This window comes from Litchfieldella xinjiangensis (genome assembly GCF_000759345.1).
Taxonomy (GTDB): Bacteria; Pseudomonadota; Gammaproteobacteria; order Pseudomonadales; family Halomonadaceae; genus Litchfieldella_A; species Litchfieldella_A xinjiangensis.
Map to the genome: position 1 here is coordinate 1 of NZ_JPZL01000005.1, position 20,465 is coordinate 20,465.

16 protein-coding genes are annotated in these 20,465 nt (G+C 61.3%); 7 read left to right on the top strand and 9 right to left on the bottom strand.

Annotated elements, in window-relative coordinates; genetic code table 11:
• Positions 1 to 139 precede the first annotated feature (139 nt).
• From JH15_RS17065 to JH15_RS17080, 4 genes are read right to left on the bottom strand one after another with little or no spacing between them, the layout of a single operon-like run.
• Entirely contained in the window at positions 140 to 3,016 is a 2,877-nt protein-coding gene (locus JH15_RS17065; RefSeq protein WP_052384215.1) for an FAD-binding and (Fe-S)-binding domain-containing protein, read from the bottom strand.
• Complete coding sequence (locus JH15_RS17070; RefSeq protein WP_043532664.1) at positions 3,013 to 3,681, bottom strand: LutC/YkgG family protein; 669 nt, start codon at positions 3,679 to 3,681, stop codon at positions 3,013 to 3,015. Before JH15_RS17070 ends, JH15_RS17065 begins: the two co-directional genes overlap by 4 nt.
• Positions 3,678 to 5,114, bottom strand: coding sequence for a LutB/LldF family L-lactate oxidation iron-sulfur protein (locus tag JH15_RS17075; protein ID WP_043532665.1), 1,437 nt, complete (start codon positions 5,112 to 5,114; stop codon positions 3,678 to 3,680). Before JH15_RS17075 ends, JH15_RS17070 begins: the two co-directional genes overlap by 4 nt.
• Positions 5,111 to 5,866 carry a (Fe-S)-binding protein gene (locus JH15_RS17080; protein WP_052384216.1) on the bottom strand — a complete coding sequence of 252 codons (756 nt, stop codon included), beginning with the start codon at positions 5,864 to 5,866 and terminating at the stop codon, positions 5,111 to 5,113. The genes JH15_RS17075 and JH15_RS17080 overlap by 4 nt, the downstream gene beginning before the upstream one ends.
• A 313-nt stretch (positions 5,867 to 6,179) precedes the next feature.
• Here JH15_RS17080 and JH15_RS17085 point away from each other — a divergent pair, with 313 nt between their 5' ends.
• Genes JH15_RS17085 through JH15_RS17095 form a run of 3 tightly spaced genes read left to right on the top strand, consistent with a single transcriptional unit; the run spans position 6,180 to position 10,225 of the window.
• A complete protein-coding gene (locus tag JH15_RS17085) occupies positions 6,180 to 6,956 on the top strand; it encodes a GntR family transcriptional regulator (protein WP_043532669.1) in 777 nt (258 codons plus the stop codon).
• On the top strand, positions 6,949 to 8,850 hold the full coding sequence (locus JH15_RS17090; protein ID WP_043532671.1) for a sensor histidine kinase: 1,902 nt from the start codon (positions 6,949 to 6,951) through the stop codon (positions 8,848 to 8,850). The genes JH15_RS17085 and JH15_RS17090 overlap by 8 nt, the downstream gene beginning before the upstream one ends.
• Entirely contained in the window at positions 8,843 to 10,225 is a 1,383-nt protein-coding gene (locus tag JH15_RS17095) for a sigma-54-dependent transcriptional regulator (RefSeq protein WP_043532673.1), read from the top strand. Before JH15_RS17090 ends, JH15_RS17095 begins: the two co-directional genes overlap by 8 nt.
• On the opposite strand, the gene JH15_RS17100 is transcribed toward JH15_RS17095, so the two are convergent.
• The 3 genes from JH15_RS17100 to JH15_RS17110 form a co-directional block, all read right to left on the bottom strand.
• Positions 10,201 to 10,872 (bottom strand): metal-dependent hydrolase, encoded by a 672-nt coding sequence (locus JH15_RS17100; RefSeq protein WP_043532675.1) that lies wholly within the window; start codon positions 10,870 to 10,872, stop codon positions 10,201 to 10,203. The two genes, JH15_RS17095 and JH15_RS17100, sit on opposite strands and share 25 nt — an antisense overlap.
• Before the next feature lie 89 nt (positions 10,873 to 10,961).
• Positions 10,962 to 11,492: a gamma carbonic anhydrase family protein gene (locus tag JH15_RS17105; RefSeq protein WP_043532677.1), complete on the bottom strand. Its 531-nt coding sequence runs from the start codon at positions 11,490 to 11,492 to the stop codon at positions 10,962 to 10,964.
• Between the two features lie 45 nt (positions 11,493 to 11,537).
• Entirely contained in the window at positions 11,538 to 12,878 is a 1,341-nt protein-coding gene (locus JH15_RS17110; protein ID WP_043532679.1) for a sodium-dependent transporter, read from the bottom strand.
• A 165-nt stretch (positions 12,879 to 13,043) separates the two neighbouring features.
• On the opposite strand from JH15_RS17110, the gene prlC reads away from it, so the two are divergent.
• The 4 genes from prlC (at position 13,044) to JH15_RS17130 (ending at position 18,893) form a co-directional block, all read left to right on the top strand.
• Positions 13,044 to 15,095: an oligopeptidase A gene (gene prlC, locus JH15_RS17115; protein ID WP_043532681.1), complete on the top strand. Its 2,052-nt coding sequence runs from the start codon at positions 13,044 to 13,046 to the stop codon at positions 15,093 to 15,095.
• Between the two features lie 12 nt (positions 15,096 to 15,107).
• Positions 15,108 to 15,362, top strand: coding sequence for a YheV family putative zinc ribbon protein (locus JH15_RS17120; RefSeq protein ID WP_043532683.1), 255 nt, complete (start codon positions 15,108 to 15,110; stop codon positions 15,360 to 15,362).
• Between the two features lie 243 nt (positions 15,363 to 15,605).
• Positions 15,606 to 16,610 carry a TAXI family TRAP transporter solute-binding subunit gene (locus tag JH15_RS17125; RefSeq protein WP_052384217.1) on the top strand — a complete coding sequence of 335 codons (1,005 nt, stop codon included), beginning with the start codon at positions 15,606 to 15,608 and terminating at the stop codon, positions 16,608 to 16,610.
• An 87-nt stretch (positions 16,611 to 16,697) separates the two neighbouring features.
• Entirely contained in the window at positions 16,698 to 18,893 is a 2,196-nt protein-coding gene (locus JH15_RS17130; RefSeq protein ID WP_043532685.1) for a TRAP transporter permease, read from the top strand.
• Between the two features lie 88 nt (positions 18,894 to 18,981).
• On the opposite strand, the gene sodC is transcribed toward JH15_RS17130, so the two are convergent.
• Positions 18,982 to 19,527: a superoxide dismutase family protein gene (gene sodC / locus JH15_RS17135; protein WP_043532687.1), complete on the bottom strand. Its 546-nt coding sequence runs from the start codon at positions 19,525 to 19,527 to the stop codon at positions 18,982 to 18,984.
• A gap of 80 nt (positions 19,528 to 19,607) precedes the next feature.
• Entirely contained in the window at positions 19,608 to 20,447 is an 840-nt protein-coding gene (metF, locus tag JH15_RS17140; RefSeq protein ID WP_043532689.1) for a methylenetetrahydrofolate reductase [NAD(P)H], read from the bottom strand.
• Between the last annotated feature and the right edge of the window lie 18 nt (positions 20,448 to 20,465).

Genomic DNA, 20,465 nt, shown 5'->3' on the forward strand with positions numbered 1-20,465 from the left:
TTGCACCATCCTCCACCGCCTGCAACGTTGCCCGTCGCCGGCAGCGGATGCGTACTTTACGGATTAGCCTGGTGGCTTGCAAGCGGTTTTTGACACTGTCGTGACACTTTATTGAATATCTCGTGCCAAGCGGGAAGGATCATCCTACCACCTGCTCATTATGAGCCATTTTAGGGCGGCTGACCCGATCGAGCAGGGAAAAGATAGAGCGGTAGGGAATGCCGCCATGCAACGACAATCCGATCTCGCAGGTACGGGAATTGGAATAGCCTGCACTGCATCCTGCCACTTGTTCAGCCAACCCCTGCAACGCCGATGCATTGAGCTCCGGTGTAGTGAATCCCTTGTCGCCGGCAAAACCACAGCACGTGATATCCGCCGGTATCACGATCTCCTGAGCACAGGCACGAGCCAGTGACACGAACTTGTCGGCCAGCCCCATACGTGTACTGGAACAGGACACATGAACGGCAATGCGCTCCTCCAGCGGCGTGATATCCAGACGCGGCAGCAGGAAATCATGGGCAAAGCTCACCGGTTCGAAAAGCGTCAACCGCTCGTCGAGGGATTCCTGCATGCGCATGGTACAGGGGCTGGTATCGCTGAGTACGGGGAAGCGGCCATTCTGGCTGGCCGCAAGCAATTCCCGGTTGAGTTCGCGCGCCTTGTGATCAGCCTCATCGAAGAGGCCCTTGGATTCGAAGGCCATGCCGCAGCATAAATGGCTCGGCATGGCGGGAATGATGACTTCGAATCCTGCCTTTTCCAGTAGCACCAGGCTCAGCTCCATGATGGAGCGCGCTTCGTCGTCATTGCGCTGCGCCCCAAACACTCGAGTGGCACACGAGGCGAAATAGACCACCTTGTCGCGCCCCGATGGACCGCTTGTCGGCCTGAGAACCTTGATTGACGCGGCACGTGGCAACGTCGGCACCCATTGGGGCAGCTTGCCGTCGCTGACCCGGTGCAGCATGCCACTTATCGCCGTCATGCCTTTGTCACCCAGCACGGCCTGACCAGCCGAAGCGGCGTTCAATGCACCGCGACCGAACCGGGTCGCACCAGAAAAGTGATGACCAATGCGTTGCGCCAGCCTCGCCTTGCCGATGTTGCGCTCCATACGCAGGTTGCGCACCAGGTCCCCCGTGTTGATGCCGACCGGGCACTGCGTGGCACATAACCCATCGGCAGCGCAGGTATCGATGCCCTCATAGGCATAGTCCTTTTCAAGGCGCTCGAGCCTGGCAGCATCCTGATGCGTGGCCTGGTTGCCCAGCGCCACCAGGCGAGCCATTTCACGGCGAACCACGATGCGCTGCCTTGGGGTGAGCGTCAGATCCTTGGAGGGGCAGACAGGTTCGCAGAAGCCGCATTCGATGCACTTGTCGATCAACGGATCGGCTGCAGGCAAGGGCTTAAGGTTCTCCAGGTGCAGCGTCTTGTTGCGACTCAGTATCACATCGGGATTGAGCAGATTGCCGGGGTCGAACAGCGCCTTGATCTGCCACATCAGCGCGTAGGCGTCGGCCCCCCACTCGAGTTCGACATATGGCGCCATGTTGCGCCCGGTCCCATGCTCAGCCTTGAGCGAACCGCCATACTCGACGGCCACCAACTGGGCGACATCGTCCATCAGCGCCTGGTAGCGCTCGACTTCCCCCGGCTTGTCGAAGCCCTGGGGGAAGACGAAATGCAGGTTGCCCTCAAGCGCATGGCCGAACAGGATGGCCTCCGCATAGCCGTGGCGCCGAAACACCTCGGTGAGCGCCAGCACGCCCTCATCGAGCCGTTCAATCGGGAAGGCCACATCCTCGATGATCACCGTCGTGCCGTTTTCACGCACGGCTCCCACCGCCGGAAATAGACCCTTGCGGATTTTCCAGTACAACTCGTAGGTGGCCTGCTGATGGGTAAATGTCAGTGGTTCCAATGCCTTGAGGCCCTCGAGTGCAGCGTGCACCTCCGCCTCACGAGCTTCGAGTGTTGTCGCATCGTCACCGCGGATATCGATCAGCAGTGCCGCGGCGCCCTCAGGAAGTGCTCTCAATACATCAGGCATGCCCGGCTTGCCTTGTACCGAACGCAGCGCAGCGCGATCCATCAACTCTACCGCCGAAACCCGGGTTCGCTTTAACGCGATAGTGGCACGGCAGGTGGTTGCCATATCGGGAAAGAACGCCAGGGCAGCGGCCTTCAACGGCTCGTCGGGCACCGTGTCGTAAGTAATCGAGCTAATGAAGCCGAGCGTGCCCTCAGAACCGATCATGAGATGCTTGAGGATTTCGAAGCCGCCAGTGAAATCCACCAAGCTATTCAAGGCATAGCCCGTCGTATTCTTGAGCCGGTACTTGTGCCGAATCCGTTCAGCCAGCGGCGTATTGGCCAGCGTTTCGCGTGAGAGCCGCTCGAGCGATTCGAGCAGTGGCCCATGACTTTGCCGAAACGCCTCGCGGCTTTCTTCATCAGCCGTATCGAGCACCGTGCCGTCGGCCAGGATCACTCTCAGATCGCGTAGCGTACGGTAGCTATTCTGCGCCGTGCCACAACACATCCCGGAGGCGTTGTTGGCGGCGATACCACCGATCTTGCAGCTATTGATCGAGGCCGGATCGGGGCCGAGCTTGCGCTTGAAAGGGGCCAGCAACTGGTTGGCTCGCGCGCCGATCACCCCGGGCTGAAGCCGGATCGCCTCCCCCTGATCGAGGATTTCGTGGCCACGCCACGCTCGGCTGAGAACAATGAGCACTGAATCGGTCACCGCCTGTCCCGACAGCGAGGTTCCGGCTGCACGAAAGGTGACCGGCAGCCGGCGCGCATGGCATTCGGCAAGCGTCAAAATCAGCTCGGCTTCACTGTCGACACGTACGATCAGCTTGGGAATCAATCGATAAAAGCTGGCATCGGTGCCATAGGCCAAGGTGCGAAGCGGGTCGTCGATCAAGCGTTCGCCAGGGATCAATGCACTCAATGCCGCTTTCAGCTCGCGATAGACCTCAAGAGGCCCGGAAACACTCATGTCGCTTCCTGGGGATGGCGGATAAGCACCACCAGTTCACGCGGTCCGTGCACGCCATAGGCAAGCGTCTGCTCGATGTCGGCTGTCTTGCTCGGTCCGGAGACCAACAAGGCATTGGTGGGCATCTCCGTCGCCCAACCATGGCGCTCGATGACATCGAAGAAGGTGTCCTCGATGGTCTCGCTGTCAAGAATGGCGATATGGATCGGCGGGACCAGACTGATCAGTCGCGGCTCGTCCGGCGTGGGCCAGAGCCACAGGCTGCCGGTCTCGGCGATGCCGCCTCGCGTCGAGGTCAACCCGGCATCCACCGATTCGAATTGCTCTCGCTTCCAGGTTTCGATGTCCCTGTCGACATCGACCAGCTCAACCTCGTGATCGAGCAATGCTGCCCGGGCAGCCACCGGCACTGGATGCTCGCGCCCCAGCGCCAGCCTGCGAATCGACTTGGCGGTCAGCACCTCGGCCAGCTTGGCTGTCCAGTCAGTGAGCGTGGCGTGGATCACCTCGCCATGAACCGAGCCAATCAACCGCTCGAAGCGTTCGATGCGCTCACCGGTATCCCACCCCCGCCCAGTTACGACTGTAAAATCGCTTTCGGGCGCCTGGAGCGGGCCATCGGTACGCTCTCGCAAGCGTTTCAAAATGGATTCGCGCGCACTCATGACTCGCCTCCTTCATCCTTCGCCCTGCGATGCGCCTTGACCAGGGCATGCAGCGAAGTCTTGGCCAACTTCGGCGCGCTACGGTACTCGGTCCATGGCCCCACCCGGGAGGGCGCCAGGCCACGCAGCTTGCCAGCCACGGCCGTGCTGCCCCGCCAGGCCGCAGGATGCGTGGCCAGCCACTGCCAACTCTTCCAGGCCGCCACCTCCTTGCGGTTGCGCTTGACGCCGGCGCCGGGCACATTGCCGCGCCCCTCGCCCACGGCCTCCTTGCGCAGTCGAACCAACAGATCGGGAATCGGGATCTTGACCGGGCATACCTCCCCGCAGGCCCCACACAGACTCGAGGCACTGGGCAGGTCCTTGGTGGCCTCCAGCCCCAGCATGTGCGGCATGAGAATCTTGCCGATCGGACCGGGATAAGTGGTGCCGTAGGTATGCCCCCCTACCCGCGTATAGACCGGGCAGTGATTCATGCAGGCACCACAGCGAATGCAGCGCAAGGTATCGAGCAGTTCGTCATCCTGATAGATGTTGGAGCGGCCGTTGTCGACCAATACCAGGTGCACTTCTTCGGGGCCGTCATGCTCGCCGGGCTTTCGTGGCGAGCTGATCATGTTGAAATAGGTGGTAACATGCTGGCCGGTGGCCGAGCGGGTCAGGAGCGCGTAAAGCGGGGGAACGTCTCGAAGGTGCTCGACGACCTTCTCGATCCCGGTCACGGCAATATGCATGGGAGGCACGGTCGTCGTCATGCGACCGTTGCCCTCATTCTCGACCAGGCACAGGGTACCGGTCTCGGCCACCGCGAAGTTCACACCCGACACCCCCACGTCGGCGGACATGAATCGCTCGCGCAACTGGGCGCGGGCGGCAGCGGTCATGTAGTCGACATCGCGGGTTCGCTCGGTTCCCGTCTTGTCATGCATGATCTCGGAGATTTCATCAGTGTTGAGATGAATCGCCGGCATGATGATATGCGAGGGTGTCTGCTCGTTGAGCTGCACCAGGTACTCACCGAGATCCGACTCCAGTGCCTCGATACCTGCCGCCTCGAGATGGGCGTTGAGATGCATCTCCTCGGAGACCATCGACTTGCCCTTGATGACCGACTTGGCACCACGCGCCTCGCATAGCTCGCGAATGATTCGACACGCCGCCTCGCCATCCTCGGCCCAGTGCACCCGAATCCCATTGGTCTGGCAGTTGGTCTCGAGCTGCTCGAGCAGATCGGGCAACTTGGCCAGCGCACGCAGGCGAATATTGGCGCCCAGTTCGCGTAGTGTCTCCAGATCCCAATCGGTAAACACATCGCGCCGCTTGGTCATCAGGCCATCCATGGCACGCCGGAAGTTGGCACGAATCTGGGGATCACCCAGCGCCTCATGGGCTTGGCGATGAAACGCCTGGGGGGTGAATTGCTGTACGCTCATGACGTCCTCCGCCACAGGTAGGAGGCAATATGCTCGCCGCCCAGCGACTTCTTCTGATGCTCGAACCGACCGCCAATATTCATGAGGCAGCCACAGTCCGATGTCACGAAGTGCTCGGCGCCCGCCGCCTCAATGGCCAGCGTCTTGTCCTCGACCATGGCAGCGGAGACTTCGGGGTGGCGTACGGCAAACGTGCCGCCGAAGCCGCAGCATTCCGCCGCACGCGCCTGTTCCACTAGTTCCACCCCGCCAAGCTGCGCAAGCAGCGCCGGCCCCGTCTCGGCCAGGCCCATTTCGCGTCGTGCACTGCACGAGGTATGCATCGCCACTTTCTCGGTGCGCCCCTTGTCTTCAAGGCGCACATGACAGACGTGAACCAGGAACTCGGTGAGCTCATAGATCCGTGACGCCACTTCCCGGGCCTCGGCCTCCCGGGGCGTACCGGCAAACAATTGAGGATAATGCGTACGCATCATGCCGCCACACGAGCCCGAGGGAACGATAATCGGCCAGGGCTCCGGAAAGAGCGACAGTTGTGCCTCGGCCACGGCACGTGCTTCATCGTGGTAGCCCGAGGTATAGGCGGGCTGCCCGCAGCAGGTCTGGTCATCGGGAAAGATCACCTCGATACCCTCGCGCTCGAGCAAGCGGATAGCGTCGAGTCCGGCTTCAGGGTAAAAAAGGTCGATCAGACACGTACCAAAGACATAGACCTTATCCGGCTTGGCGGGGTAAAGCTTGACTGGCGTCATTATCGTTCTCCTCGTCACGGCAGTCAGGCCCACCGTGGTAAATTGGTTTTACCAATTTACAGCTAGCAATGCTGCACCTTAGAAAGATCACCTCGTCAGTGTCAAACGCTACGTTGCGTTTTGTCCCGTCTTTCGCCTTAGACTTTGGTAGGCTATTGCACGAAGACTACCAAGCCATTGAATCGAAACGCCTCCCCTTTACGCGCTCGGTTTGCTTTTGGCAGGGTTTCTCGGATAAATTTGGTAATACCAATTCACATATGCGAGTCGTTGAGTCGTCTCTCTCGGCTTGCATTCATACGAGCGCCTTCTCATGGCTTACCACCCCGTGCGTCAGCCGCGTATCGCAGATGTCATTACCGAACGCCTGGAGGCCATGATTCTGGAAGGCAGCCTCACGCCTGGCCAACGACTGCCTCCCGAGCGGGCACTGGCCGAACGCTTTGGCGTGTCGCGCCCCTCGCTAAGAGAGGCTATCCAGAAGTTGGCTGCCCGCGGCCTGCTGACCAGCCGCCAAGGGGGCGGCACTTACGTCACCGAAGAACTCAATGCCCGATACAGCGACCCCTTGCTGGACATGCTGCCGCGGCACAAGGAATTTCATCTCGACCTGCTCGAGTTTCGTGACGCCATGGAAGGCATTTCCGCCTATTACGCCGCCCTGCGCTCGACGCCCGCTGACAAGGCCCTGCTGTCAGCCCGTTTCGAGGAGTTGGAGGCGTGCTTTGCCGGGCGCAATCCCGCCCTGGAAGCCAAGGCCGATGCAGCGTTTCATCTTGCCATCGCCGAATCGGCCCATAACGTGCTCTTGTTGCACACCATACGTGGCATTTTTCATCTGCTGGAAAAGAGTATCGTCGACAACCTGACCCACCTGTTCGAAAAGCCCGATGCACGCACTCGGCTAATGGGGCAGCACCGTGCCCTGCTCGAGGCCATCCTCGAAGGGCGTGCCGAAGATGCCCGGAACCGCTCTCACGAGCACCTGGTATACGTCGAGGAGGAACTGCTGGAAATGGAGCGCGCCGAGACACGCGCCCAGCGCGCGCTGCGCCGGGCACAGGCCTTGCCCGAACCCACCGATGGCTAATCCACGCCGTTCATGGCGTCTATGGCTGCTGTTCGTGGTGCCGCTGGGATTTGCCCTGGTCGTCTGGCAGGCCGCCAGCATGGCACGCGGTCAGGCGCTGCAGACCCTGCAGGAAGAGGCCGAAAACGAGCTGCGGCTCTCCGCAGCCGGTTTGGAAGGCCATCTGTCGCGCCACGACTATCTCCCCGAACTCCTGGCCACGCGAGAGGTCGTCAAACGGTTCCTGGCGGCTCCCGAGCGTGATGCCATGCCGGTCAATCTGTTGCTCGACCATTTCCGGGCCACGGCCGATGTCTCCGACATCTATCTACTCGACCGCTTCGCCAATACCATTGCGGCCAGCAACTGGCACATGGACAACACCTTCATCGGCCAGAATTATGCGTTTCGCAGCTATTACCAGGATGCCATTGCCGGTGGCCAAGGGCGCTTCCATGGCCTCGGCGTCCAGTCGCTGGAACGAGGCTACTATTTTTCCGCACCGGTCATGCTCGACGATGGCGACAACCGGCCCGATGGCGTGATGGTCGTGAAGGTGCTGCTGGATGCCATCGAGCAGAGCTGGGGCGGGCAGAATGCCGAGCTCCTCATCACCGATCAGGACGACATCATCTTCATGGCCAGCCACCCCGAGCTGCGCATGACGGCCCTGAACCCGCTGAGCGAGGACGAGCGCGATGCGCTGCTCGCTACCCGCCGCTATGCCGACGAACCGCTGGCCCCCTCGCGGATTCGACTGCTCGATACCCATCGCGACCTGAGTCGTGATGTCGTTTTCTCCGACGGTCCACTGAGCGATGAAACCTTCCTGCTACTGACACGCCCATTGCCCGAGTTCGGCTGGGCCATGCACATTCTGAAGTCTCAGCAACCGGTCAAGCGTGCCCAGTGGCAGGCAGCGCTACTGGCCGGAGGCTTTTACGGCGTCATCCTGTTCGCCGGCGGGTTCGGCTGGCAACGCATGCGCTTGCGTCGTGAACGCGAGCAGTTTGCCGAACGCGAGCGCCATACGCTGGCACGCGCCCGCGATGAACTCGAACTCAACGTGGAGCGACGCACCCGGGACCTGGTCGATTCCAACCGGCGTCTCTCCGATGAGATCGAGGAGCGTCGGCGGGCCGAAGCCAACCTGCGACAAACCCGCGACGAACTGATCCAGGCCACCAAGCTGGCCGTCCTCGGTCAGTTGGCCGCCGGCATCAACCATGAGCTCAACCAGCCATTGGCGGCCATCCGTGCTTACGCCGAAAATGCCCGCGCCTTCCTGGCACGCAACCGACTGGAAACCGTCGATGCCAATCTCGAACAAGTCGTCGAGCTCACGGCGCGCATGGCCGCCATCAGTGCACAGCTGAAACAGTTCTCGCGAAAGAGCGGCGACAGCCTGACCGCCGTTTCCGTCCCGGCCTGTTTCGATTACGCGCTACGCCTCTACCAGGCCCGGCTCAGCGACGCCGGGGTCGAGGTGAAGCGTCACTGGCCCGCCCATGACGTCTGGGTACGTGCCGACCTGGTTCGCCTCGAACAAGTCATGGTCAACCTGATCGGCAATGCGCTGCAGGCGATGGCCGATACACCGGCCCCCAAGCTGACACTCAGCATCTCACCGCAGCCGAAGGAGGTGCGAATCGCCGTCGCCGATAACGGGCCCGGTATCGCCCCCGAACATCTCAAGCGGGTCTTCGAGCCCTTTTTTACTACCAAGTCCTCCGGCAGTGGGCTAGGCCTGGGGTTGTCCATCTCGTCACGTATCGTCGATGATCTCGGCGGTCGCCTGGAAGTGGACAATCTCCCCGAGAGAGGCGCTCGCTTCACTATCATTCTGCCCCTGGATCCCGAGACTATCGTAAACTCGGAGCAACGCAACGCCGAGGAGCCCGCCCCGCATGCATGACGACTCGGATAGCCCGGTGCTGATCGTCGATGACGAAGAACATCTGCGCATCACCGCCAGCCAGACGCTGGAGTTGGCGGGTTATCACCCCGAAGCCCTGGTCAGTGCCGAAGCGGCACTCGAACGGCTGACACCCGACTTCGCCGGCGTCCTGGTCAGCGATATCCGCATGCCCGGCATGGATGGCATGAGCCTTCTGCGTGAGGTGCGGCGGCGCGACCCGGACCTACCGGTCATATTGATTACCGGACATGGCGATATATCGACTGCTGTCGAAGCCATGCGCGAAGGCGCCTGGGATTTTCTCGAGAAGCCATTTGCCGGGGAGCGCCTGGTCGAAATGGTTCGCCGGGGTATCGACAAGCGCCGCCTGAGCCTCGAAAACCGTCAGCTCAAGGCCGAACTGGAGGCCCAGCAATCCGCCCCCGGCCCTCGCCTGGTCGGCCGGACGCCGGTCATGCAGCGCCTGGCATCCATGGTGCAGCGCATCAGCCAGGTCGAAGCCGACGTGCTGCTGTTCGGCGAAACCGGCACCGGAAAGGATCTGGTGGCACGCTCGCTTCACGAGCGCAGCGTGCGAAGCGGCTTCCCTTTCGTCGCCATCAATTGCGGGGCGGTGCCGGAAGCCATCATTGAATCGGAGCTGTTCGGGCACGAGAAAGGGGCGTTTACCGGGGCGCTGGACCGGCGCATAGGCAAGTTCGAGCATGCCAATCACGGCACGGTATTTCTCGATGAAATCGAGTCGATGCCGCTAACGCTACAGGTCAAGCTTTTGCGTGTGCTTCAGGAGCGCTGTGTCGAGCGCCTGGGCGCGAATGTGCCCACTCCCCTGGATATTCGGGTGATTGCCGCCACCAAGATCGATCTCAAGGCGGCCGCCGAAGCGGGAGAGTTTCGCGAGGACCTTTACTACCGACTCAATGTCGTGACCCTGCCGATTCCCCCGCTACGCGAACGGCGCGAGGATATTCCACTCTTGTTCCAGCATTTTGCCGTGGTGTCCGCCAACCGCAGCGGGCTCGAAGCCCCACCCCTGAACGCCGGGGGCGTCTCGACCCTGATGGCCCACGATTGGCCGGGCAACGTGCGTGAACTTCGCAACCTGGCGGAACGCTACGTGCTGCTGGGGGCCGCCCACGATTACCGCCTCGAGGCGCTGCTTGATGGTGTCGAGCCAGGGCCTGGCGACATGGCCTTGCCACAACAGGTCGAGTTGTTCGAAAAGAGCCTGATAAGCCAGTCGTTGGCCAGTCATCGCGGACGCATACCGGCGGTATGCGAACATCTTGGGCTACCGCGCAAGACCCTTTATGACAAGCTGAAGAAGTACGGTCTCAAGGCCGATGATTACCGCCAGGCCGCCACGCCCTGAGACAGGACCCCCCACAAGGTAGACCAGGGAGGCAGCCAAGGGATCAGCGTCGCCCCAGCCATCAGCATCACCACTGAATTCCCCGGCTCGCGCAAGTCGCACAGCTTGAGGGCGGTGCCGAAGGAGCGCTTGATCCGCGCCCCGGTGAGATCGACGCTGTACATCTCGTCGAGCAGCAGATGAATCACCACGCCGGCGAAGAGTGCCAACCCCTGCCACCAGGCCTGGCTCGCGCCCTGCTCGAACAGGCGATAGCCGAGTACTGTGACCACCAGGCCACACAAGCCCCCTGCCAGCAGCGAATGCCAGATGCCACGGTGCACCGTGAAGCGTTTGAACAGGGCGCCTGCGCCATAACGAACGCCGACGTATAACCCACCACAGGCGGCCACCAGTTCGCCAGGCGACAAACGTGACTGCATCAGGAGCACGCCGGCAATCACGGCGAGTACGGCAAACAAGGTGAAGAGCAGCCGAATGGCCCGCGAATGGTCGGCGTCTATGTCCGGCAGGATACCACCGAACGCCACCAATGCCGCCAGAGGCGATGCCTCGACGAGTGACCACAAGCCCACCTGCCAGCCACTGTAGGCTGCAAGAGCCCCGCCGACGGCAGCCACGCTCAGATGGGAACGGAAGTCGGCCATGCCGGGCGACACCTCACTGGATAAATATCCAGATTATCGCCCGATATCCCTTGGTTAAACAATAGCTTAAACGATATTAGCGTAAATGATCATTCACGCAGATACTGGTCCTTGAGCTTGACGTAATTCGCTGCACTATAAGTGAAGAACTCACGCTCCGATTCCTTCAATGGCCGTACCGCTCTGGCCGGACTACCGGCATAGACATGCCCGCTCTCGAGGTGCTTGCCGGGCGGGACCACGGCCCCCGCGGCGAGCAGCACGTCGTCCTCGACCACGGCACCATCCATGACGATAGCGCCCATGCCTACCAGCACGCGATTGCCAACGGTGCATCCGTGGAGGATTGCCTTGTGCCCCACGGTGACATCCTCACCGAGCGTCAACGGATACCCTCCCGGGTTGAAGTCGCTGGCATGGGTGATATGCAGGACACTGCCATCCTGGATACTGCAACGCGCCCCGATCCGGATGCGATGCATATCGCCGCGAATGACCGCCATCGGCCATACCGAACAGTCATCGCCCAGGGCCACATCCCCGAGTACCACGCTGGTTGGATCGACGTAGACCCGCTCGCCCAGGCGCGGAGTGATGCCTTGGAAGCTCCGTGTCGTCATCGGTAGGTCTCCTTTGAAATCATCGTCAAGCCGACATCGAGCTGATCATAGCAGCCCGGACAGCAACACCAGCAATGTCAGCGGTATCGACACATACCGCACCATGGCGCGCCAGGCGCGGAAGCCGTTGGGGCCCGCATCCAACGCCCGCAATGCGATCTCGCGGGGCAGGACCCAGGCGGCGAAAATGGCAATCAACAGCCCGCCGAGAGGCAGGAATATGTCGGTCGGTATCGTCGTGACGAGATCGAAAAAATTCATCTCGCCCAGCCAGTGCACATCGGCCATGGTCGAGAAAGAAAGTACCGAAAGCATGCCGGCCAGCCACACCCCGACTGCCACGATGGCGGTGGCCCGTCCCCGGCGCAAGCCGATGCCCTGCAGGGTGGCGACCATCGGTTCGGCCAGGTTGATCGATGACGTCCAGGTCGCCAGGAGCAGCAGCAGGAAGAAGATGCTGAGCCACAGCATGCCCCATGGGAGATTGGCGAAGGCGATCGGCAGTGTCACGAACATCAACCCGGGCCCTTCGGCCGGATCCATGCCCTGGGCGAAGACCGCAGAAAAAATCGCGATCCCTGCCAGCAATGCCACCAGAACGTCCAGCACGGCCACGGCCAGGGCCGCCTTGGGCAGGCTCTGGTGATCCGGCATGTAGGCGCCATACGCCATTAGCGCGCAAGCGCCCACAGCCAAGGTAAAGAAGGCATGCCCCAGTGCATTGAGCACGACGCCCGGCGTGACGGCGTCGAAATCAGGGCTGAACAGCCACCTCAGGGCCGGCACGAAGCCATCATGAAAGGCGGCGTACACGACCAGGGCGATGAGCAGAAGGTAAAGCAGCGGCATCAACAGGTTGTTGAGTTTCTCCAGCCCGTTGGATATCCCGGCAGCGACCACTGTCATGGTCAGCAGCAGAAATAGCGAGTGGTTGAAGGTCATGCGCAACGGGTCGGCCAGGAAACCCTCGAAATTGGCCCCGATCTCATCCGGCGAGAGTCCTTCGAAGTCGCCATTGATCGATTCGATCAAGAACTCGATCGACCACCCCGATACCACGGAATAAAAAGAGAGGATGAAAAACACCGTCATCGCCCCGAAGGCGCCTAGCCACCGCCAATGTGTCGTGGCCTTGGCCTGCTGCGCCAGATAGGCGAGCGAATGCATGGGACTGCGTCGCCCCGCCCGACCGATCATGATTTCAGCCATCATGACGGGCAGGCCCAGCAACAGGACGAACGCGATGTACAGCAATAGAAACGCCGCACCGCCGTTCTCACCGGTCATGTAGGGAAAGCGCCAGATGTTTCCTAGTCCGACTGCTGCGCCTGTTACCGCCAGGATGAAGGCCCGGCGTGAACTCCAACGCTCTAGAGTCTCGCTCATGTTATGAAGAATCCTTGGATACCGCCTGCAGGGTAGCGGCCAACGTGCCGCGCAACCATCGGGGGCGAAGCCTACCAGCCCTGGGGGCGCCGGGGTAGCCGCGTGGGGATTGAAACCTTACTCGGGTGCCCGCATCTAACTGTCAGATTCCATCGGAGGTCCCCCATGTCGCGCAATCCCCTGCTCGAGACCCATACACTGCCACCCTTTGGCGAGATTCAGCCCGGCCACGTGGTCCCGGCCATCGAACGATTGATTGCCGATAACCGCAGGGACATCGAGCAGCTGGCCGAGCGGGCCAAGCACGAGACACCCCGCTGGGAGACGCTGGCGGCCCCGCTCGAGGCCGTAAACGATCGGCTCGCCCAGGCGTGGTCGCCGGTGTCGCACCTCAACGCCACCATGAACTCCGAACCCCTGCGTGAGGCGTACCAGGCCTGCCTCGGCAAACTGTCCGAGTACAGCACCTGGCTTGGCCAGAACGAAGACCTGTTCAAGGCCTATCAGGCGCTGAAAGCCTCACCGGACTTTGCAGCGCTGGATGCGGCCCAGCGCCGCTCGATCGACAATACGCTGCGTGACTTCCGCCTGGCCGGGGTTGATCTGCCTGCCGAGAAGAAGCGTCGCTACGGCGAGATCCAGTCTCGGCTTTCAGAGCTGGCGAACACATTCTCCAACCAGGTGCTGGATGCCACCCAGGCATGGCACAAGGATATCGACGATCCGAAAACGCTGGAGGGGCTGCCCGAAAGCGCTCTCGATACGCTCAGGGCCAACGCCGAGGCCAAGGGCGTCGACGGCTATCGCATCACCCTGGATTTTCCCAGCTTCTTCCCGGTGATGAGCTTCGCCCACGATCGTGAACTGCGACAGGAGATCTATACCGCCTTCGTGACCCGAGCTTCGGACCAGGGGCCGGATGCGGGCAAGTTCGATAACGCGCCGATCATAGAAGAGACTCTCAAGCTGCGGCGTGAGCTTGCCGAGTTGCTTGGGTTCGCGACATATGCCGACTATTCACTGTCGACCAAGATGGCCGATTCCCCGCGACATGTTCTCGATTTTCTCGAAGACCTGGCCAAGCGGGCCCATCCCCAGGCCAAGGAAGAATTCGCCGAGCTGGAAGCCTATGCCCGCGAGACACTAGGTCTCGAAACGCTCGAGCCCTGGGACGTCGGCTATGCCAGCGAAAAACTGCGCGAAGATCGCTATTCGATCTCCCAGGAACAACTCCGCCCCTATTTCCCGGCCCCCCGCGTGACCGACGGCCTGTTCCAAGTGGTCGAGACCCTGTATGGCGTGCAGTTCGAAGAGGATAACGAGGCCCCCCGCTATCATCCCGACGTACGCTTCTATCGCATCCTGGAGGGTGGCCAGCCGATCGCCGGGTTCTATCTCGACCTCTATGCACGTGAAGGCAAGCGCGGCGGGGCATGGATGGATGAGTGCCGTGTGCGCCGGACCCGCGAGGATGGCAGCCTGCAGCTGCCGGTCGCTTACCTGACCTGCAATTTCACACGCCCCGTCGGCGGAAAACCGGCGCTGCTGACGCACGACGAAGTGACCACGCTATTCCACGAATTCGGCCATGGTTTGCACCACATGCTGACCAAACAGGCCGTTGCGGACGTTTCGGGCATCAATGGCGTGGCTTGGGATGCCGTGGAATTGCCCAGCCAGTTCATGGAGAACTTTTGCTGGGAGCGCGAAGGGCTCGATCTCATTGCCGGGCACGTACAGAGCGGCGACAAGCTGCCTGATGAGTTACTCGAGCGCCTACAGGCCGCCAAGAACTTTCAGTCGGCCATGGGCATGATGCGCCAGATCGAGTTCTCCTTGTTCGACTTCCGTCTCCATCATGAATTGGCAGCCCCCAGCGCGGACGACGTTCAGGCGCTGCTGGATCAGGTACGTGACGCGTTCTCCGTGGTGCCCCGTGCCAGCTTCAATCGTTTCCAGAACAGTTTCAGCCACGTTTTTGCCGGGGGCTATGCGGCGGGCTACTACAGCTACAAGTGGGCGGAGGTTCTCTCCGCCGATGCCTACAGCGCCTTCGAGGAAGACGGCATCTTCAACCCCGATACGGGATTGCGGTTCCGTCGGGAAATTCTTGAGCAGGGCGGGTCACGCGACGCTGCGGACATGTTCCGGGCCTTCCGGGGACGTGATCCGAGCATCGATCCGCTGCTGCGCCATAGCGGCATCCGCGCCGCTTGATGAGGAGCTACGATGGCAACCCCTAAACGCTTTATCGCCGGGGCGATTTGTCCGCGCTGTGCCGCCATGGATCGCATCCGCACGTGGGAACAGCAAGGCGTTCTCTATCGGGAATGCGTCGCCTGCGATTTCCTGGAACAGCTCCCGGTCGAGGAGCAGGCCACCGACCCGATTGAAACCCGGGTCACTCGACCGCGCGAGGACAGCCCGAACGAAGACTTCCAACCTGTCCGAATTCTGGATCCCAAGGGGCCGACCCGACACTGACTCATTTACCCTCCACTGCTTCACGCCTCCTACGGGAGGCGTTTTTTGTGCGACATTCCGCACAACCATGCATGAAATTGTGCGGAATGCCGCACAATCCGTGCACCAAGGACTTAGACCTTGGTCGAAAATAAAAAATATAACAATATGTTTTTATTAGGTTACATTACGCCTGGCATATGGCTTGCGCTTATTACTGGCCAGACATATGAAATCAATCACAAAGAACCATGAGGGACTCGCATGTCAGCTAAAACTCGTCTTCCCCTGACGCGCCTTGCCACACTAGTGACGGGTGCCTGCGTCGGCGGCCTGATGATGACATCTGCCGCACACGCAGATCGCTCCGATTGGCCGGATAACTTCACCGTGGGCACCGCGAGTCAAGGCGGCACCTATTACGTGTACGGCTCTGGCTGGGCCAATATGATCGCCGACGAACTCGGTCTTTCCGGCGGCGGCGAAGTGACCGGTGGCCCGACTCAGAACCTGGCCCTGGTCCACGGTGGCGATGTGGCCTTCGGCCTGACCACCATGGGGCCGGCCTCCGATGCCATGAAGGGCGAGAGCCCCCTGGCGCCGGGCTTGACCATGGACAATGTCTGCGCCCTGTTCCCGATGTACGAGACGCCGTTCTCCATTGCGGCGCTAAGCAGTTCCGGTATCACCTCGATTTCCGAAATTCCCGACGGCGCCCGCATCGGCTTCGGCCCTGCAGCATCCACCTCGGACACTTACTTCCCGGCCATGCTGGAAGAGCTCGGGGTCGATTTCGAGCGTCGTAACGGCGGTTGGTCCGACCTGGGTGGGCAGTTGCAGGACGGTCTGATCGACGTCGTCGCCTTCGCCGCCGGCATCCCGATCCCCGCCGTCAGCCAGCTCGAAGTCCAAACCGATGTGAACATCATCGAGTTCACCGAAGAAGAGCAGGCCACCGTCATGGAGGCCTTCCCGGTCTCGGAATTCTCGATCCCGGCCAGCACGTACGAGACGCTCGAAGATGATGCACGTGCGGTTTCCATGTGGAACTTCACCATCGCCCGGTGTGACCTGCCCGAAGACTTCATCTACGAAGTCACCAAGCTGAGCCTGGAAAACAACGAGAAGATGCAGAACATCCATCGCAGCGCCCAGCACAGCGTGCCGGAGAACATCAAGCACAACAAGGTGCTGCCCTTCCATCCGGGCGCCGTGCGCTGGTATGAAGAAAACGGCTACGAAATCGATGACGAACTGAAGCTCGACTGAACCCAGCACGACCTCTGACCCCATACCCCGTGCCAACCGGCACGGGGTATGGCTTGCTCTCCGTAACATACCAAGGGTTATCCCCTCATGAGCCATACACCCGATAACCGCGATGCGGTCAGCCCGGAGTCTACCGAGGCGGAGCCTGAGTCCCTCGCCGATGGGGCCGACGAGGAAGTCGTCGAAGCCAATCGACGCATATACACCGGCTGGCAATGGATGCTATTCGCGGGACTTGCGATCGTCTATTCCGCGTTTCACCTGATAACGCTCAATGCCTTTCCCTTGGAAACCTGGTCGTTCCGCATCGTGCACATCGCCGGTGCCCTGGTCCTGGGATTTGCCTTTTACGCCGGGTCGCGTTTTCTCGATGAGGGCACACGCTCATCATCGGGGCGCGGCCTGTCCTGGATCAGCTACGCCCTGCTGATCCCTGCCGCCTACGCATTGGTACAGACTTATCTGATGTACCAAACGATGAGCGGCGGCGCCATGCGCATCGACCCGTTGGTGGAAACCTGGCACTACGGGTATCCGCTGGTCTTCGCCACGGCGATGGCGATCGCCATATCGTGGGTACTGCACGAGGATCGCAGCCGCATCAACCCGGCCGATATCGTTTTGATGGTCAGCTCCTTGGCCGTGGCCGGTTACCTGTTATTGGTTTTCAACAGCCCGCTGCGCGCTTCCACCGGGACATCGTTCGCCCCCGTAGGCCTTACCTGGGCCGCAATCGCCGGTTCAATGCTGATCCTCGAGCTGACGCGCCGTGTGGCCGGTCTCGCCTTGGTCATCATCTCGGCCGTCTTCCTGAGCTACGTCTTCGTGGGTCCCTATCTGCCCGGTTTCCTGGGGTACCCGGGGCTTTCGATGAACCGTTTCTTCAGCCAGGTCTACACCGATACCGGTATCCTCGGGCCAACGACGGCGGTGTCGTCGACCTATATCATTCTCTTCATCATCTTTGCCGCATTCCTGCAGGCCTCGCGTGTCGGCGAGTACTTCATCAACTTCGCCTTCGCCGCTGCCGGCCGCGCCCGTGGCGGTCCCGCCAAGGTCGCCATCTTTGCCTCGGGCCTGATGGGTATGATCAACGGCACCAGCGCAGGTAACGTCGTATCCACCGGCTCGCTGACCATCCCATTGATGAAGAAGGTCGGTTACCCCGGCCGCAGCGCTGGCGCCATCGAAGCGGCGGCATCCACCGGTGGCCAGATCATGCCACCGATCATGGGCGCGGGCGCCTTCATCATGGCCGAGATCACCGGTATCCCGTATACCGAGATTGCCATTGCGGCCATCATTCCGTCGATTCTGTATTTTGCCTCGGTCTACTTCATGGTCGACTTCGAGGCCGCTCGCAAGGGCATGCAGGGCTTGCCCAAGGATCAGATCCCCAAGTTCCGTCGCTTGGTAAAGCAGGTCTACCTGTTCGCGCCGATCATCATTCTCATCGTGGCATTGTTCATGGGCTACTCGGTCATCCGCGCGGGTACCCTGGCTACCGTTTCCGCCGCGGTGGTGAGCTGGCTCTCGCCCAACAAGATGGGGCTGCAAGCCATTCTCAAGGCACTGCAGCTGGCCGGTACCATGGCGATTCAGATCATCGCCGTGTGCGCCTGCGCCGGCCTCATCGTCGGTGTCATCGCGTTGACCGGGGTGGGTGCCCGCTTCTCCTCGCTGTTGCTCGGCCTGGCCGGTGTCAGCCAGCTGCTGGCCCTGTTCTTCGCCATGTGCATCTCGATCCTGCTGGGCATGGGGATGCCCACCACTGCCGCTTATGCGGTGGCCGCGTCGGTGGTCGCTCCTGGGTTGATCGATATCGGGATCCAGCCGTTGATCGCTCACTTCTTCGTGTTCTACTTTGCGGTCGTCTCGGCCATCACGCCGCCGGTGGCCCTGGCTTCCTACGCAGCCGCGGGCATATCGGGCGATAACGCCATGGGCACGTCGGTGGCGTCGTTCAAGATCGGCCTGGCTGCGTTCATCGTGCCGTTCATGTTCTTCTACAGCCCGGCCATGCTAATGGAAGGCAGCGCACTGCAGATCCTGCGTGTCGGCCTCACCGCCACCCTAGGTATCGTACTGTTGTCCGCCACCGTTCAGGCCTGGTTCTTCGGTCCGGTCAAGGCCTGGCAGCGCGTGGTCATGCTCGCGGGGGCGTTGTGCCTGATCTACGGCGGTATCTATACCGACCTGATCGGTCTGGCGGTCGGTGGCGGCCTGTTCATGATGCAGCGTCGTAGCAAGCAGAGCGGCACTACGGCAGCCAGCGGAACATGATGGATAAGCGTCACTCAGCAAGGCACATACGACACCGCCGGCCCTTGGCCGGCGGTGTCTTTTGGTTGGGAAGCGTGATGCGTAAGGGTCAGGCGTTCTTCTCTATGATCCCGCAGGCGATACGGCTACCGCCGCCGCCCAGTGGCGCGGGGTCATCCGAGTAGTTGTCGCCGCCTTCATGAACCATCAGGCTCACGTCGCCGAGGTCATCGAGCGTAAGCCGCGGCGCCAACACCGGGGTAGTGGCCTCACCGTTGTCGCCGACGACCAGAACGGGTAGATCCCCGAGGTGCCCCTCGCCATAGGGCCCTTCATGATTGTCGGCACCGTCCGGGGCATAGTGGCCACCGGCTGCCAGGGCGGGGGTCATTTCACCCGACTCGTTCTCCTGGGGCTCACAACTCGGATTCTGGTGAACATGAAAGCCGTGGGCCCCGGCCGGCAGTCCCATGAGATCCGGCGTGAAGAGCACGCCGTGCTCCCCCTCCTCGATACTCACAGTGCCGATCGATTCTCCAACGCCCTCGGCACTGACCTTGTGCATTTCGGCTTCGAGCGTTTCATTGGCCTGAGCCGTTCCCACTAGCATCAGTGATGCAGCGGCGATTCCCAGTGACATGGCATGGCGCTTCATGGCATCTCTCCTCTACCAATTCCGTGGTGGGTGCAGAATCAGCCTAGACGCTCGGGGAACGTACAGCCAAGGGGGGATTATTACGCCAGGTTATCGAGGATTCGCAGCGTGGCCTGGGCTTGGTTGAGCGTATAGAAATGCAGCCCCGGCGCGCCGCCATCAAGCAGGCGTTGGCACAGCCGCGACACGACGTCTTCACCGAATGCCTGGATCGACTCACTGTCATCCCCGTAGGCCTCGAGCTGCTTGCGGATCCAGCGTGGAATATCGGCACCGCAGGCATCGGAGAAACGCGCCAGCTTGGTGTAGTTGGTGATCGGCATGATGCCCGGGATGATAGGCACCTCGACACCCAACCGAGTGGCTCGCTCCACGAAGTGGAAGTAGGCATCGGCATTGAAGAAGTATTGGGTAATGGCCAGGTTGGCCCCCGCCTGGGCCTTGCGAGCGAAATTTCCAAGGTCCCGCTCGAAACTCGGTGCCTGGGGGTGCGACTCGGGATAGCCTGCCACGGCGATATTGAAATGATCGCCGGTCTCCTGGCGAATGAATTCGACCAGCTCGTTGGCGTAGCGCAATTCACCGATCCCGCCCATCCCCGAAGGCAGGTCACCGCGCAGGGCTACCAAGCTGCGAATCCCTTCTTCACGGTACTGCTGGAGCAGTTCGCGAAGAGCCCCCTTGTCACTGCCGATGCACGATAAATGCGGCGCCGTCTCGATGCCGCACTCTCGAACCGTCCTCACGGTTTGGGCCGTACGCGCCTGGGTCGAGCCACCCGCACCATAGGTCACCGAGAAGAAACGCGGCTTGCGCTCGGCCAAGGCATCGCGAACGCCCAGCAGTTTCTCGCGCCCCGCTTCGGTATTGGGGGGGAAGAACTCGAAGCTGATGCCCAGCGGATGCTCATGTGAACTCATCGGTGACTTTCCTCTTGC